Here is a 15,000-nt window from a genome sequence, read left to right as displayed (position 1 = left end):
TTTCACGTAAATGATAAACTTGCCATTCGGACATCATATCATCACAGAAACAGGAAGGGCCGATTTTATTTTTCATTACCGGTGCCCTTTCGTTGGGGGGCTGAGCCGAAAATATGGATGGCATGTCCGGAACTCAAGCTGGTCTATTCCCGGTAACCAACACTCGATCCGGAAAATCATATACGTTTGTTCCATTCCGACCTTCTCCTATTCCCAAACACGAACATTTTTTGCTCCGCCTCTTTTGCAAGTCTGCTTTTATCATAGACAAGTTTATAGAAGAGAGTCAATCGGAGAAAGTGTCGAATGGAAATTATTTTAAAAAAAACCTCGAATTAGTTCCAGAACAACAGCACAAAAACGAAGCCGTTTCACCCCTTAGGCAAATCAGCTTCGTTTTTAATATCTTTAATTTGTGATATATCCAAATTCATCTATAGTCAGGTCTTATTATGCTGAATTTTCAGTCTGCGCTGACTCATCACAGCTAATCGACGTTTAAGTTCACTTTCCCACTTCTCGTCTTTGGTTTCTTTGGCGAGCCTGAGCAAATCCAGAGCCATATCAATCTGGCGCTGCACAATGACCATGGCATCCTCGCTCTCACGGTTTACACAGTTTTCGAAAATGGCATCCTCATCTTCTGTAACATAATCTTGAAAGTCGATCTCGGATGCACCGTCTCCATGCGCATATTCGGCGAGAATTTCATATTCGTTTTCCACTTTATAATGCACCTCAACCCGATGACACACCGGGCAAAACAGCAGGGGAACATTATGAACCTGGGTGCGGTAATGCTTCAGCGTGCCCTTCGTTCCAACCATACTTGCCCCACAACAGTAACTCATTTTTGTTCACCCTCCTTATTACGTGCCGGGACTTTTTTTGTTAAAATGCATCCCGTACACTTCCAGCACTTCCGAAAAGGAATAGTTCCATCAGTGTATCACATTCATGTACAGATTATAAATGCAGAGCACCGGAATATTTACCGGGTTTCCATACCCTATTCGCCTTACTGGCCATCAATTCCTCTTTCAACAAATAAAAAGAAGACTTTCTTCTAATATATTATTAACACGCTTAGCTGCTTGTTCAAACACTTTTGATTAACTTCGTGATAACTTCTGGCAAAAGGGTGCAAAAAGCCCTCAATCCCTAACGGGATGAGGGCTTGAACAAAAACCGTTCAAGTTAACCTGGCCTTACAGGTTGTTGTCGCCTGGTTTCCAGTTCATTGCACACAATCCGCCGGATTGCAGTGCTTGCAGTACGCGAAGTGTTTCTTCAACACTACGGCCTACATCGTTGTGGTTAACCACTTGATATTTCAATTCGCCTTCTGGATCGATGATAAACAGGCCGCGCAATGCTACGCCTTCTTCTTCGATCAGAACGCCGTAATCTTTAGCCACTTGCTTCGTGATGTCGGAAGCCAGCGGGAAGTTCAACTGACCCAGACCATTGCTATCTACAGGTGTGTTGATCCATGCTTTATGGCTGTGTACGGAGTCTACGCTCACGCCAAGGATTTCAGTATCCAAAGCTTTGAATTGCTCAGAAGCAACGCTCAAAGCTGTAATTTCAGTTGGACACACAAATGTGAAGTCCAAAGGATAAAAGAAGAATACAAGCCATTTGCCACGATAATCGGACAGTTTAACGGAACCAAAATCTTGTCCATCTCCCGATACTGTTTCCATTGCGAAATCCGGTGCTGGTCTACCAACCAAACGTTCTGCCATAACTAAAAATTCCTCCTTTGGGATTATGTAAGCATCCATATGGATTGCTCATCATCAAGAAAAACGCGAACGCCTTTCCTGTAATTAAAATGATTTGATACTTGATAACAAGTACAAGTAAAATGTTATCATCCGGACTTCCCAAAGTCAAGATTATAACCATTATTTTTTTATAATAATTATAAATAAGGATTTTTCGTGCCAAAAATCATAAAGGAACAGCCCTCTGTACATTCCATAACTGGAAACAAAGGGCTGCCATGTTCTTGATAATATAATTACGCCTGTTTCTGAATAGCCGCTACAATCAAATCGCCCATTTCGGTCGTGCTGATCGCTGTGCTCTTGTCTACAGCAATATCACTCGTGCGGTGTCCTGCATTCAATACATTCGACACAGCTGCTTCAATGGCATCCGCACCTTCTGCATAACCAAAGGTTGTGCGGAACATCAACGCCAAAGAGAGAATGGTTGCAATCGGATTAGCGAGGCCTTGACCTGCGATATCCGGTGCAGAACCGTGTACCGGCTCATAGAGTCCGAAGCTGCCTTCTCCCAGTGATGCAGATGCAAGCATACCGATGGAACCCGTCAGCATCGCTGCTTCATCACTCAAGATATCTCCGAACATGTTTTCCGTTACAATAACATCGAAGCTGGCTGGGCGACGAAGCAATTGCATCGCACAGTTGTCTACCAACACATGCTCCAGTTCAACATCCGGATAATCCGGTGCTACCCGATTCACAACTTCACGCCAGAGACGGGAAGTTTCCAATACGTTGGCTTTGTCTACAGAAGCCAGCTTCTTGCGACGTCCTTGCGCAATTTCGAATGCCTGACGAACGATTCGCTCCACTTCTGTTACATTATATGCACAAGTATCTACGGCCTCTTCACCCTGTGCACTTTCACGTCTGAACTTCTCACCGAAGTAGATACCACCTGTCAATTCACGTACCACCATCAGATCTGTACCTTCAAGTACTTCCGGCTTCAACGTTGAGGCATCCTTCAAGCAATCAAATACGACAGCCGGACGCAGGTTGGAGAACAATCCGAGTGCTTTGCGAATACCCAGCAGGCCTGTTTCCGGGCGAAGCTCCTTGCTGTTGTTATCCCATTTTGGACCGCCAACCGCTCCAAGCAGGACTGCATCTGCACTTTTACACACGCTCAGTGTTTCTTCTGGAAGAGGTGTACCCTTCTCATCAATCGCGATTCCACCAAACAGGGCATGCTCTGTCTCAAAACGATAACCGAATACTTCCTCCGTACGTTTAAGAACTTTCTCAGCCTCAGCTACGACTTCAGGGCCGATTCCGTCACCTGCAATAACTGCAATTTTTTTCACGTCTGCCATTGGGTTGTCCACTCCTTATATTTCATTCATTAATTATTCATAAAGTAACGTCTCATATTAACTCTCTCTTTTGTATCATATTCCAAGGTCATTTGACCAAGATATACAATCTATGACTTTAATAGATTTTACCTATAAGCCGATAGAGATTAACTTTCACAAGTTGTTCCTGACCCTCCCGGTAGGGTAAAATATAGCTGAATTCAAATCAGGTACGCAGGAGGGATAAGCAACATGCAATATTCGTATTTGGGTAAATCAGGCCTCAAGGTCAGTCGAATCTGTCTCGGTACCATGAATTTCGGGCCTGCTACAGATGAAAAAGAAGCTTTCCGCATTATGGACGCAGCACTCGATGCAGGGGTGAACTTTTTTGATACCGCTAACATTTACGGTTGGGGTGAAAATTCCGGTCTTACCGAAGAAATTATCGGACGGTGGTTCAATCAAGGCGGTGGCAGACGTGAAAAAGTAGTGCTGGCCACCAAAGTCTATGGCTCCATGCATGATGATACAGATGGCCCCAACAACGAAGCTGGCCTCTCCGCCTACAAAATCAGACGGCATCTAGAGGGTTCCCTCCGCCGCTTGCAGACCGATCATATCGAGCTGTACCAGATGCACCATGTTGACCCAGCCGTATCATGGAATGAACTGTGGGGCGCATTTGAGAATGCCGTTCATCAAGGTAAAATCGGTTATGTAGGATCGAGTAACTTTGCTGCATGGCAGATTGCAATCGCTCAAAGCGAAGCCAACAATCGTCATTTCCTCGGCCTGGTATCCGAACAACACAAATATAGCCTCAACTGTCGTTTACCTGAGTTGGAAGTACTGCCTGCTGCCAAAGAACTGGGCCTCGGCGTCATTCCATGGAGTCCGCTTGATGGTGGGTTACTGGGACGTAATGCTCTGCAGAAGCTGGAAGGAACACGCAGTGGCGGCATCGCGGGACGAATTGAGCAGCAACAGACTCAGCTTGAAGACTTCGCAGCGCTCTGTCGTGATCTCGGTGAACCACAGGATACGGTGGCTTTGGCATGGGTTGCAGCCAATCCCGCAGTAACCGCTCCAATTATTGGACCGCGTACACTGGAGCAGTTTGAGACCGCACTCAAATGTCTGGATGTAACTTTGGATGAAGCCGTGCTCAAACGTCTGGATGAGATTTTCCCAGGTCCAGGTGGACATGCACCTAATGCATACGCGTGGTAATAACTTGATAGCGTATGGTAAGGCACGAGGTCACCGTAGAAACTACACCGTGTGGACCTGCCCTAATTATATATATTAAAAGCAAAAGAGTCTGACCCTCCATAGGAGAGTCAGACTCTTTACGTACCTCACTGAACGGAACATAGCAGGCCGAACGATCTTCTATATCCATTCGAAATGAGATACATCTTCCTGTCAGCGTACATTGCTGCACCGGAACGGAGCCTACAGGTTCACATTTACACGATTTGTGTATGTCTTGCGTTTCTCAATTAATTGATTCAGACCGTCTACATAGGCACGTGCACTTGCACCCAATATATCTGTGCTTACACCACGTCCTTGTACGGAAACCTGATTTTGAGTCAGCACAACATGTACTTCACCCAATGCATCCTTGCCATGTGTTACCGATTTGATCGAATAGTCAGACAACGTTACGTCTTCCCCACTTACTTGATCAATCGCATTGTAGATCGCATCTACCGATCCATTACCCTCCGCCTGCTTCTCAACCGTATCCCCGTCAAGCGTTGCAATGCGGACTTTGGCTGTTGGTACCGATTCATCTCCGTACGTAACAAAGATCGATTCCAGTTTATACACCTCGGGTGCATCCTGCAATTTCTCTTCAATTACGGCAAGCAGATCTTCGTCAGTAACTTCTTTTTTCTTATCAGCCAGCTCTTTGAACTGGGCAAATGCCCGATTCAATGCTTCTTCTTCCAACTCATAGCCAAGATCGATCAACCGCTCACGGAAGGCATGACGACCGGAATGTTTACCCAGTACAAGCTTGCTTTCCTTCAAACCGATGGACTCTGGCGTCATAATTTCGTACGTTGTTTTTTCCTTCAGCATGCCGTCCTGGTGAATGCCGGATTCATGTGCAAAGGCATTCGCCCCAACAATGGCTTTGTTTCCTGGCACAACCATACCTGTTAAACGGCTAACCAAACGACTGGTCCGTGCAATTTCAGATAACTGCAACGAGGTTTTCGCCTGGAAAAATTCCTGACGTGTCTCCAGCGCCATAGCAATTTCCTCGATCGCCGTGTTACCTGCACGTTCACCAATGCCATTGATCGTACCTTCGATCTGATCGGCCCCGTTGAGGATGGCTGCTAGTGTATTGGCCGTCGCCATACCCAGGTCATTATGACAGTGGGCACTCAGCTGTACCTTTTCAATCCCGTGCACATTCTCCTTGAGATGTTTGAAAATGTTTCCGTATTCATATGGACTGAGGTAACCCACCGTGTCCGGAATATTCACTACGGCTGCGCCTTCTTCAACAGCCATATTCACCATTTCCACGAGGAAATCATATTCAGTACGACCTGCATCCTCAAGTGAGAACTCGATCTTCGAAAATGTTTTCTTCGCATAACGAATCGCGGAACGAGCTGTATCCAGTACCTGCCCTTTGTCCATACGCAATTTATGTTGGCGGTGAATAGGTGAAGTTGCCAGGAAAACGTGAATACATGGGTCCTGTGCACCTTTAAGTGCTTCCTTAACCGCATCAATGTCTTGCTCTCTGGAACGGGACAAGCCAATTACGGTAACATTTTTAACCGCTTTTGCTACTGCATTGACAGCTGCCAGGTCGCCTGGAGATGCCGCCGGGAAACCAGCTTCCATCCGGTCAATGCCAAGCCGCTCGAGCTGATGGGCAATTTCCACCTTTTCACGAGTGTTCAGATTGACTCCCGGGGATTGCTCTCCATCACGCAGCGTTGTGTCAAATACATAGATTTTACGCACGCTTCGCACCTCCTGTACTTGTATTATAATGTTTCTCTGAACCAGCAATAGCGGCTCACGCATAAGCACGGCCGCTATTCCCAGTTAAAGCTCTAAGTTTACTTGAATACCTTAAAGTGCATGTTCTAAAAGTTAATGCTTACTTCTTGATCCAGTGCATCATCTCTCGCAATTGTCCGCCAACCACTTCGATTGGGTGTTCAGCTTCGTTACGACGAGTTGCTGTCAAGAATGCACGACCGGATTGGTTCTCCAGAATGAAGTCACGTGCGAATTTACCTTGTTGGATATCCGTCAGCACTTCTTTCATTGCTTTCTTCGTATCTTCCGTTACAACGCGAGGTCCAGTTACATAGTCACCGTACTCAGCTGTGTTACTGATGGAATCACGCATACTTGCAAGTCCGCCTTCATACATCATGTCAACGATCAGCTTCAGTTCGTGCAGACATTCGAAGTATGCCATTTCAGGAGCGTAACCCGCTTCTGTCAAAGTTTCGAATCCCGCTTTTACCAATGCACTTACACCACCACACAGAACAGCTTGCTCACCGAACAAATCAGTTTCTGTTTCTTCACGGAAGGAAGTTTCGATAACCCCTGCGCGTGTACAACCGATACCTTTAGCATAAGCCAAACCGATTTCTTTAGCTTTACCCGTTGCATCTTGCTCGATCGCGATCAAGCCCGGTACACCAAAACCTTCCACGTAAGTACGACGTACCATGTGACCAGGGGACTTAGGAGCTACCAGCAATACATCACTGTTTTTTGGAGCAACGATTTGACCGAAATGAACGTTGAAACCGTGGGAGAAGAGCAATGCAGCGCCTTCTTTGAGGTTTGGTTCGATTTCGTTTTTGTATACAGAAGCTTGAGTTTCGTCAGGAAGCAAGATTTGAACTACATCTGCGCGGCTTGTTGCTTCAGCCGGGGACAGAACTTCAAATCCGTCATTTTTTGCGGAGTCAAAGGATTTACCTTCACGAAGTCCGATGACCACGTTCAATCCACTATCACGAAGGTTTTGGGCTTGGGCGTGGCCCTGGCTACCATAACCGATTACCGCAATCGTTTTTCCTTTCAATACGTTAAGCTCTGCATCCTGTTCATAATAAGTAGTTACTGGCATGTTTATAAGTCCTCCTTTTATTGTAAAGAACCCTTCATTAATGAGCGGGTGTCTCAAGGGACCGACTCGCTTGAAGTGTCCAAAGCGTCTCAGGTCTGATCGATCCGTTCAGACACCCGCCCATTAATGCGGGAATGTATCTATCTTTTCAAGCGTTACATCACTAAAATGTTATATTGCAACTAGTAAGGGACTGACACTTTCACATAAGATCAACTATATATGTTAGCTCACCGTCGTCCCTTTTCATTCATTATAGCCTTATGCGTTGCCGCGTACCAATGCAGTTATGCCTGTACGGGACAATTCGCGAATGCCGTATGGCTTGAGCAATTCAATCATCGCATCAATTTTGTCCGTATCTCCGACCACCTGAACAATCAGGCTGCCTGGACCAACATCTACAACGGATGCGCGGAATGTTTCAACCACACCCAGAATCTCAGGACGCTCGGAAGGCTCTGCTTTAACTTTGATCAGGGCAAGTTCACGGGCTACCATCGGTTTCAGGCTGAAATCAACCACTTTGATCACATCGATGATTTTGTACAATTGTTTCTCAATCTGCTCCAGCGTTTTATCGTCACCAATGGTGACAATAACCATCCGGGAGAGTCCGGGTTCTTCTGATTGACCCACTGTAATACTCTCAATGTTAAATCCGCGTCGACCGAACAACCCCGATACCCGCTGAAGGACGCCTGGCTGATCGTTAACCAATATTGAAATCGTATGTCTAATCATTCCTCAGCATCCCCCATCAGCATTTGATCAATTGTTGCTCCCTGCGGAACCATCGGATACACATTTTCATCCTTGCGTACCACGAATTCTACAACGACTGGGCCTGGTGTATCCAGAGCTTCCTGCCAAGCACGTGCCGCTTCTTCTTTATTCGTTGCACGCAATCCTTTTACGCCATATGCTTCAGCCAGTTTTACAAAATCCGGACTTCCTGCCAGATCAATATGGCTGTAGCGGTTCTCATAGATGATCTCCTGCCATTGGCGGACCATTCCGAGCACCTGATTGTTAATGATTACAATTTTAACCGGTATATTGTTAATGGCACAGATCGCGAGTTCTTGGGAACACATCTGCATTCCGCCATCACCGTTAATCGAGATTACGAGTCTGTCCGGATTGGCCATCTGAGCACCAATGGCAGAAGGGAATCCAAAGCCCATCGTTCCGAGACCACCTGAAGTTACCCATGAACGCGGTTGATTAAATTTGTAATATTGTGCTGCCCACATCTGATGTTGTCCCACATCCGTAGTTACAATCGCTTCACCTTTGGTTGTATCATTCAGCATTTCAACAACCCACTGGGGTTTCAGCACTTCGTCTGAATCCGTATAGCTGTAAGGTTTCTCTTGCTTCCACTGTTTGATCTGGTCTCTCCATGCATCTGCACGCTCGGCACGTCCAACTTCTTTGTTAGCTATTTCCAGTACAGTCTTCACATCACCCACGATTGGAATATCAGTTGCAATGTTTTTACCAATCTCCGCCGGATCGATATCGATATGAACGATCTTGGCATGTGGAGCGAATCCATCCAGCTTGCCTGTTACCCGGTCATCGAATCGAGCACCGATATTAATCAGCAGATCCGCTTTTTGAATAGCCTGATTGGAAGTGTACGTTCCGTGCATACCTGGCATACCCGTCCATAATTCATGACCGCTTGGGAATGCACCCAGACCAAGGAGAGTGGTTGTAATTGGAATGCCTGTCTTCTCAACAAACTCGAACAGTTCTTCATGTCCACCCGAGTACACCACACCGCCACCAGCCAGAATCATTGGACGTTCTGCTTCCTGAATGGCTTGGGCCAAACGGTCAACCTGCAGTTTGTTTGGTACTGTCCGTGGATTGTACCCTCTCAATATAACAGGTTCAGTTGTCGGTTCAAACAATGTTTTGTTCGCTGATACATCTTTCGGGATGTCGATCAGGACAGGACCTTTACGACCGGTATTGGCAATATGGAATGCCTCATGAATTACACTGGACAGATCTTTTACATCTTTCACCAGGTAACTGTGTTTGGTGATTGGCATTGTAATCCCGGTAATGTCCGCTTCCTGGAAAGCATCTGACCCGATCAGGCTCGAAATAACATTCCCCGTAATGACTACGAGTGGTACTGAATCCATATATGCTGTTGCAATACCCGTAACCAGATTCGTTGCTCCTGGTCCGGATGTAGCGATGCAGACACCAACTTTGCCGCTTGCACGTGCATATCCGTCAGCTGCATGTATTGCTCCTTGTTCGTGACGAGTGAGAACGTGTTTGAAATCCTCGAAACCATACATCGCATCGTAAATGTACAACACTGCGCCGCCCGGGTAACCAAATACGCACTCAACACCTTCAAGTAACAAGCTTCTCAGCAGAATTTCGGATCCGCTAATGACCTCCGGCTTCATCCATTTTTCACGTAATTCATCTGTTGACCGTACTTCTGGAATTTGAGCTCCCATCAGTCATCCTCCTCTCGAAATTTACACCATTCTGACATTTAAAGTTACAAAAAAAACCTTCCATCCCTGCAAACAAGTTCATGCTTGCGAGGGACGAAAGGTTATCGCTTCCGTGGTACCACCCAACTTTGCCCGAAATTTCGCAATAACGGACCTTACCAGGTACAACAAAACGAATAGCTCAAACGAACATAGTCGTTTCCCATACCTGTTGTCTGTAACGCAGACATACGATTTTCCCTAATACGCGAAAGGAGTGACATCCAGTGCTTTTCAGGAAAACAGCTCCGAGGTGAGCTCGTATATAAGGGATAATGGTGGTGGTTTCAGCAATTCCAGCCACTCTCTGAGCAAAAGAGCCCTTAAAACTTCGTCCTCTTCATAGCCGATGAAATATTCTCGTTAAATGTTAGGAACATTATATGATTCCTCCAACCGATAAGTCAATACCTGTTTTGCATAAAAATTCAGAGAACCTTTCTTCCTCCCTCTTCAACCTTTAAGGTTGCCCTAATCCCAGCGCTTCATTCAGTCACCTTTTATCTTGCTTCGGGCATAGGATATACGAGCAGCGCGACTGGTCCTGAAAGGAGGCTCCGTATGGTGATTCGGCAACGCACATCCAAGCTGGATGATGGCGCCATCATGAAGCTGATTGACACTCAACTTGTGCCTCTCTCTCACATGAGTGAAAAAGAAATTAACAAAATCCGCAAAGAAATACCCCTGCGAATGAACAGGGGCATGACCTTTGTTGTCTCGCCGGAGCCAGATAAAGCTGCTGTGGCATTCATCCATTTTCTCATGCATGGGGAACTGCTCTATGTCGATATGATGGCTGTTAGCCTGAAAGAACAACGCAAACGTTACGGCCAAACTTTGCTGCTCAAAGCAGAGAGCTTTGCGGCATCCCGGGGATGTCGAAGATCGAAAGTGATGGTGGATGAAGGCAATACCAAAGGGCTTCAGTTTTATCAAAAAAATGGGTACAGCGCGATTCGATACATCATGATGAGCAGCTGCTACGAATTGGAAAAAACATTATAGAATCCCCTAGAAAAATCCTGGTGGACGTGGTCCTGGTCCATAAGGACCGAACCCAGGCCCTGGGCCAAAACCGCCACCAGGTCCTCCTGGTCCATAACCCGGCCCGTAGCCTGGACCATATCCCTGACCCGGTTTCGGGCCAGGTCCATATCCGGGACCAAAGCCGGGACCAGGTCCATAAGCATAAGGCAGTGTGGCAATAGCGAGCAGATCAAACAGTACCAATGGCAAAATCGCTTTTGTGCGTACTTTTTTGCCATTCAGACGCTTCAGTACCAGTTTGTTGCCGGATACTTTCAACAGCTTTCCCGTAACCCGAGTGCCGTCTTTTTTGATTGCAACAATATTTTTGCCTATTAATTTCATCGCTTCATCACGCGTAACTTGTTGTTTCATACTTTCCCCTCCTCCTCGGATCGTTCAAAACAGTGTATTCGTCCATCACTGAATTCGCCTGTTTCTTTGTCCCTACCTGAAAATATGGGTATCTGCACGAGAACCAAAGTGAACGTGAAAAAGCGGCCTGCCGAAGCTCATAAAAACAAAAAAGGCCCGCACATGGCGGACCTTTCCATCAAGCTTTTGGAAAGTAAATCAATATGTTGCACGTCGTTACCTTTTACCCGGATCATATGCTTCACCGAGTGCAGACGGAGCCGAAGATCGTCCAACCGCTGCAACAAGAACGATGATGGTAAGCAGGTATGGCAACATGAAAATAATTTCCTGGGGAATACTTTGTGACCATTCAAACAACTGCACATAGTTACGAATCGCTTGTGAGAATCCAAAGAAGACAGCCGCACCAAACGCACCAATCGGATTCCATTTACCAAAGATCATTGCTGCAATGGCAATATAACCTTGGCCGGAAACCGTATTGTGTGAGAATGTACCCGTTGTCGTCAACGTGATTGCAGCACCACCAATGGCTGCAAGCGCACCACTGATCATAACGCCAACATAGCGATAACGACGTACTTTAACACCAACCGTATCAGCCGCACTTGGATGTTCACCAACTGAACGAAGACGCAGACCAAATGGTGTTTTAAACATAATGTAATACGTCAGGAATACGAAAAGAATGGCCAGATATGTCGTTGGATATACGTTCTTGAAAAAAGCTTCTCCAAGCAACGGAATGTCTTTCAAGAATGGCACATCAAATTTGCTGAAGCCTTGAACCAATGGTGAATCACCAGAACCTTCGAACAACAGCTTAACCAAGTACAACGTACTTCCTGCTGCCAAAAAGTTAATGACAATACCACTGATAATCTGGTCTGCCTTAAATGTGATAGACGCAACGGCATGAATCAACGATACCAGTACGCCCAGTACAATCGCGAGCAAAACCCCCATCCAAGCCGATGTCGTTCCGCCCATACCCGCTTCTTGAGCATAGTGCGCCCCGATTCCAGCCGCAAAGGCACCGAAGACCATAAAACCTTCAAGTCCAAGGTTCGTAACACCTGATTTTTCCGAAAAAATTCCGCCGAGTGAAGCAAAAATCAATGCCGTAGCAAAGACAAGCGTCGTATTGATAATCTGCCCAATTGTCAACAAGTCCATCTACAACACCTTCTCTTTCTTACGCTTCGAATAGAACGGTTTGAGTATCCAGCGCACGATGCCTTGTGCCGCAATGAAGAAGATAATCGAACCGATCACAATCCGAATAATCTCAGGCGGAACATCCGCAGCAAAACTCATACCTGCAGATCCGTACGTGAGGGTACCAAACAACACTGCACCCAACAACACCCCAAACGGATGATTCAAACCAATCAGGGCAACTGCTATTCCGTCAAAACCTGTACCTGGTGAACCCGACATTACAGTCTGGTAATGGAACACACCAAGAACCTGGAATGCACCACCAAGACCGGCAAGCATACCACTGATAAACATTGCTTTTACGATATTCCGGTTAACATGCATACCTGCATATTCAGCCGCATTCGGGTTGTAACCTACCGCGCGAATTTCGAAACCTTGTTTAGTTTTCCACATATAGATATAGAAGAGCACAGCCATCACAAGAGCAATCAATGTCCCCATGTGCACACGGGAGTTACCCATTAGTTCAGATAACCATGTGAGACTGATCGAAGCCGATTCGCTGATATCGACCGAGCGATTCTCGCCCTTCAACAACAAGAATTGGCGTACGATAAGGTTCGCCAGATATAGACCAATCCAGTTCAACATGATACTGCTGATAACTTCATTGACCCCACGTGATGCTTTCAGATAACCAGCAATAGCTGCCCACAGACCACCAAACAATGCACCAGCAATCAAAGCCAGTGGCGCATGAAGGTAGATTGGCAAACCTGCAAATTTAACTCCTACAAAGGTTGCAGCAGTCATACCGACGAGAAATTGGCCTTCTCCCCCGATGTTAAACAACCCTGCACGTGATGCAAATGCAAATGCCAGTCCAGTCATAATTAACGGTGTCATTTCCCGTACCGCTTCACCAAAGTTGTACATGTCTCCAAATACCTTGGTGAACAATGCGCCGTAAGCTTCAATTGGATTGTAGCCACCAATCAGCATGACAACCCCACCGAGTATCAGACCCATAATAATGGCGACTACAGGCAAAATAAATGAATCTCGGGTAAACCATTTCAATACGTTATTCATGCGCAGTACCTCTCTTTTGGGTGCTGCCCGCCATCATCAAGCCGAGCTCCCTGTCATTGGTTTCTTCCGGCAGCACCTCGCCAACGATCTGGCCTTCATAGATGACAGCAATTCGGTCAGATACATTGATAATCTCATCCAGTTCAAATGAAATTAGCAGAACAGCCTTGCCTTGATCGCGTTGTGCAATCAGCTGCTTTTGCACGAACTCAATAGCCCCTACGTCCAAGCCACGGGTTGGCTGTGCAGCGATAAGCAATTCAGGATTTTTATCCACCTCACGTGCGATAATGGCCTTCTGCTGGTTTCCTCCAGACAAGGAACGGGCTTTGGTCTCGATGCTTGGTGTACGCACGTCAAATGCCTCCACAAGCCGCTTCGCCTGCTTTTTGATGGCATCGAAGTTAAGGAACCCCTTACGAGTGTATGGTGCCTTATAGTACGATTCCAGAACGATATTTTCGCTCACTGAAAAATCAAGTACAAGTCCGTGTTTATGTCGATCTTCCGGAATGTGGGCTACACCCGACTCCGAGATATGGCGCGGAGAATGATTGGACAGCTCCTTGCCCTCCAAAAGAATTGAACCACTGTCGACTTTACGAAGTCCGGTAAGGGCTTCAATCAGTTCACTTTGACCGTTACCATCCACGCCTGCGATACCAACAATCTCTCCAGCACGAACGTTCAGGTTAAGTTGGTTCAGGACTGCAATACCCTCTTTGTTCTTGGAAGTTAATTTGCTAACTTCGAGCACATTGGCACCAGGTGTAGCCGGCTTTTTGTCCACTTTGAATGTGACATTCCGCCCCACCATTTTCTCTGCCAGCTCATTCGGGTTCGTTTCCGAAGTTTTGACGGAATCAATGACTTTCCCCCGACGGATAATCGTTACGGTGTCGGAGATTTCCATAATCTCTTTCAATTTGTGCGTAATCAAGATGATTGACTTGCCTTCTGCGACGAGCTTCTTCATGATGATCATCAGTTCTTTGATTTCTTGAGGAGTCAATACGGCTGTAGGCTCGTCAAAAATAAGAATGTCCGCACCACGATACAATGTTTTAACAATCTCCACACGCTGCTGCATTCCGACAGAGATATCATGAATCTTGGCATGAGGATTTACTTTCAGTCCATACTGTTCGGATAGACGCTGAACTTCAGCGGCTGCTTTTTTATAATTAATATTGAGACCCTTCGTTGGTTCAGATCCCAAAATAATGTTCTCTGTTACCGTGAACGGCTGTACAAGCTTAAAGTGCTGATGCACCATGCCGATGCCAAGATCGATCGCTCGGTTAGGGCTGTCGATGATGACAGGCTTGCCATTCACTTCAATGGAACCTTCATCTGGCTGATAGAGACCAAATACAATATTCATCAACGTTGACTTACCAGCGCCGTTTTCGCCCAGTAGCGCATGGATCTCGCCTTTACGAAGCTGAAGGCTGATAGCGTCGTTGGCAACAATGCCTGGGAAACGCTTCGTAATTTGTTTTAACTCAACGACGGGGGTTGCTGCACCCATGTAATCACCCTTATAACTGATATAGTGTGGTTCCGCAAACGAAAGAAAA

13 protein-coding genes are annotated in these 15,000 nt (G+C 46.3%); 2 read left to right on the top strand and 11 right to left on the bottom strand.

Annotation, left to right across the window (positions count from 1 at the left end; translation table 11 throughout):
• Positions 1-440: 440 nt before the first annotated feature.
• From MKY85_RS08765 to leuB, 3 genes are all read right to left on the bottom strand, one after another.
• On the bottom strand, positions 441-851 hold the full coding sequence (locus MKY85_RS08765) for a hypothetical protein (RefSeq protein WP_342572396.1): 411 nt from the start codon (positions 849-851) through the stop codon (positions 441-443).
• Between the two features lie 357 nt (positions 852-1,208).
• Complete coding sequence (locus MKY85_RS08760; RefSeq protein ID WP_091032840.1) at positions 1,209-1,748, bottom strand: peroxiredoxin; 540 nt, start codon at positions 1,746-1,748, stop codon at positions 1,209-1,211.
• A 278-nt stretch (positions 1,749-2,026) separates the two neighbouring features.
• Positions 2,027-3,112, bottom strand: a complete 1,086-nt coding sequence (gene leuB, locus MKY85_RS08755; RefSeq protein ID WP_339240821.1) for a 3-isopropylmalate dehydrogenase — start codon at positions 3,110-3,112, stop codon at positions 2,027-2,029.
• A gap of 234 nt (positions 3,113-3,346) precedes the next feature.
• On the opposite strand from leuB, the gene MKY85_RS08750 reads away from it, so the two are divergent.
• Entirely contained in the window at positions 3,347-4,327 is a 981-nt protein-coding gene (locus MKY85_RS08750) for an aldo/keto reductase (protein WP_339240818.1), read from the top strand.
• Between the two features lie 225 nt (positions 4,328-4,552).
• Here the strand turns inward: MKY85_RS08750 and MKY85_RS08745 are convergent, their stop codons facing one another.
• The 4 genes from MKY85_RS08745 to ilvB form a co-directional block, all read right to left on the bottom strand.
• The gene (locus MKY85_RS08745; protein WP_339303278.1) at positions 4,553-6,094 is read right to left on the bottom strand and encodes a 2-isopropylmalate synthase; all 1,542 of its coding nucleotides are present in this window, start codon (positions 6,092-6,094) and stop codon (positions 4,553-4,555) included.
• Between the two features lie 139 nt (positions 6,095-6,233).
• A complete protein-coding gene (gene ilvC, locus MKY85_RS08740; protein WP_192134654.1) occupies positions 6,234-7,226 on the bottom strand; it encodes a ketol-acid reductoisomerase in 993 nt (330 codons plus the stop codon).
• A gap of 261 nt (positions 7,227-7,487) precedes the next feature.
• Positions 7,488-7,970 (bottom strand): acetolactate synthase small subunit, encoded by a 483-nt coding sequence (gene ilvN, locus MKY85_RS08735; RefSeq protein ID WP_339240815.1) that lies wholly within the window; start codon positions 7,968-7,970, stop codon positions 7,488-7,490.
• Positions 7,967-9,718, bottom strand: a complete 1,752-nt coding sequence (gene ilvB / locus MKY85_RS08730) for a biosynthetic-type acetolactate synthase large subunit (RefSeq protein WP_339240813.1) — start codon at positions 9,716-9,718, stop codon at positions 7,967-7,969. The genes ilvN and ilvB overlap by 4 nt, the downstream gene beginning before the upstream one ends.
• Before the next feature lie 600 nt (positions 9,719-10,318).
• Here ilvB and MKY85_RS08725 point away from each other — a divergent pair.
• Positions 10,319-10,765, top strand: a complete 447-nt coding sequence (locus MKY85_RS08725; RefSeq protein ID WP_342572395.1) for a GNAT family N-acetyltransferase — start codon at positions 10,319-10,321, stop codon at positions 10,763-10,765.
• Between the two features lie 6 nt (positions 10,766-10,771).
• Here the strand turns inward: MKY85_RS08725 and MKY85_RS08720 are convergent, their stop codons facing one another.
• The 4 genes from MKY85_RS08720 to MKY85_RS08705 all read right to left on the bottom strand — a co-directional run bounded on the left by MKY85_RS08720 (position 10,772) and on the right by MKY85_RS08705 (position 14,951).
• On the bottom strand, positions 10,772-11,161 hold the full coding sequence (locus MKY85_RS08720; protein WP_339260004.1) for a hypothetical protein: 390 nt from the start codon (positions 11,159-11,161) through the stop codon (positions 10,772-10,774).
• 216 nt (positions 11,162-11,377) lie between these two features.
• Complete coding sequence (locus MKY85_RS08715) at positions 11,378-12,340, bottom strand: ABC transporter permease (RefSeq protein WP_339240807.1); 963 nt, start codon at positions 12,338-12,340, stop codon at positions 11,378-11,380.
• Complete coding sequence (locus MKY85_RS08710; protein WP_339240805.1) at positions 12,341-13,420, bottom strand: ABC transporter permease; 1,080 nt, start codon at positions 13,418-13,420, stop codon at positions 12,341-12,343.
• On the bottom strand, positions 13,413-14,951 hold the full coding sequence (locus tag MKY85_RS08705) for an ABC transporter ATP-binding protein (protein ID WP_192134643.1): 1,539 nt from the start codon (positions 14,949-14,951) through the stop codon (positions 13,413-13,415). The genes MKY85_RS08710 and MKY85_RS08705 overlap by 8 nt, the downstream gene beginning before the upstream one ends.
• Positions 14,952-15,000: the final 49 nt, after the last annotated feature.

This window comes from Paenibacillus sp. FSL R5-0749, from assembly GCF_038595085.1.
Taxonomy (GTDB): Bacteria; Bacillota; Bacilli; order Paenibacillales; family Paenibacillaceae; genus Paenibacillus.
Note: the sequence above shows the minus strand (reverse complement) of the source record. Positions and strands in the feature narration are given on the sequence as shown.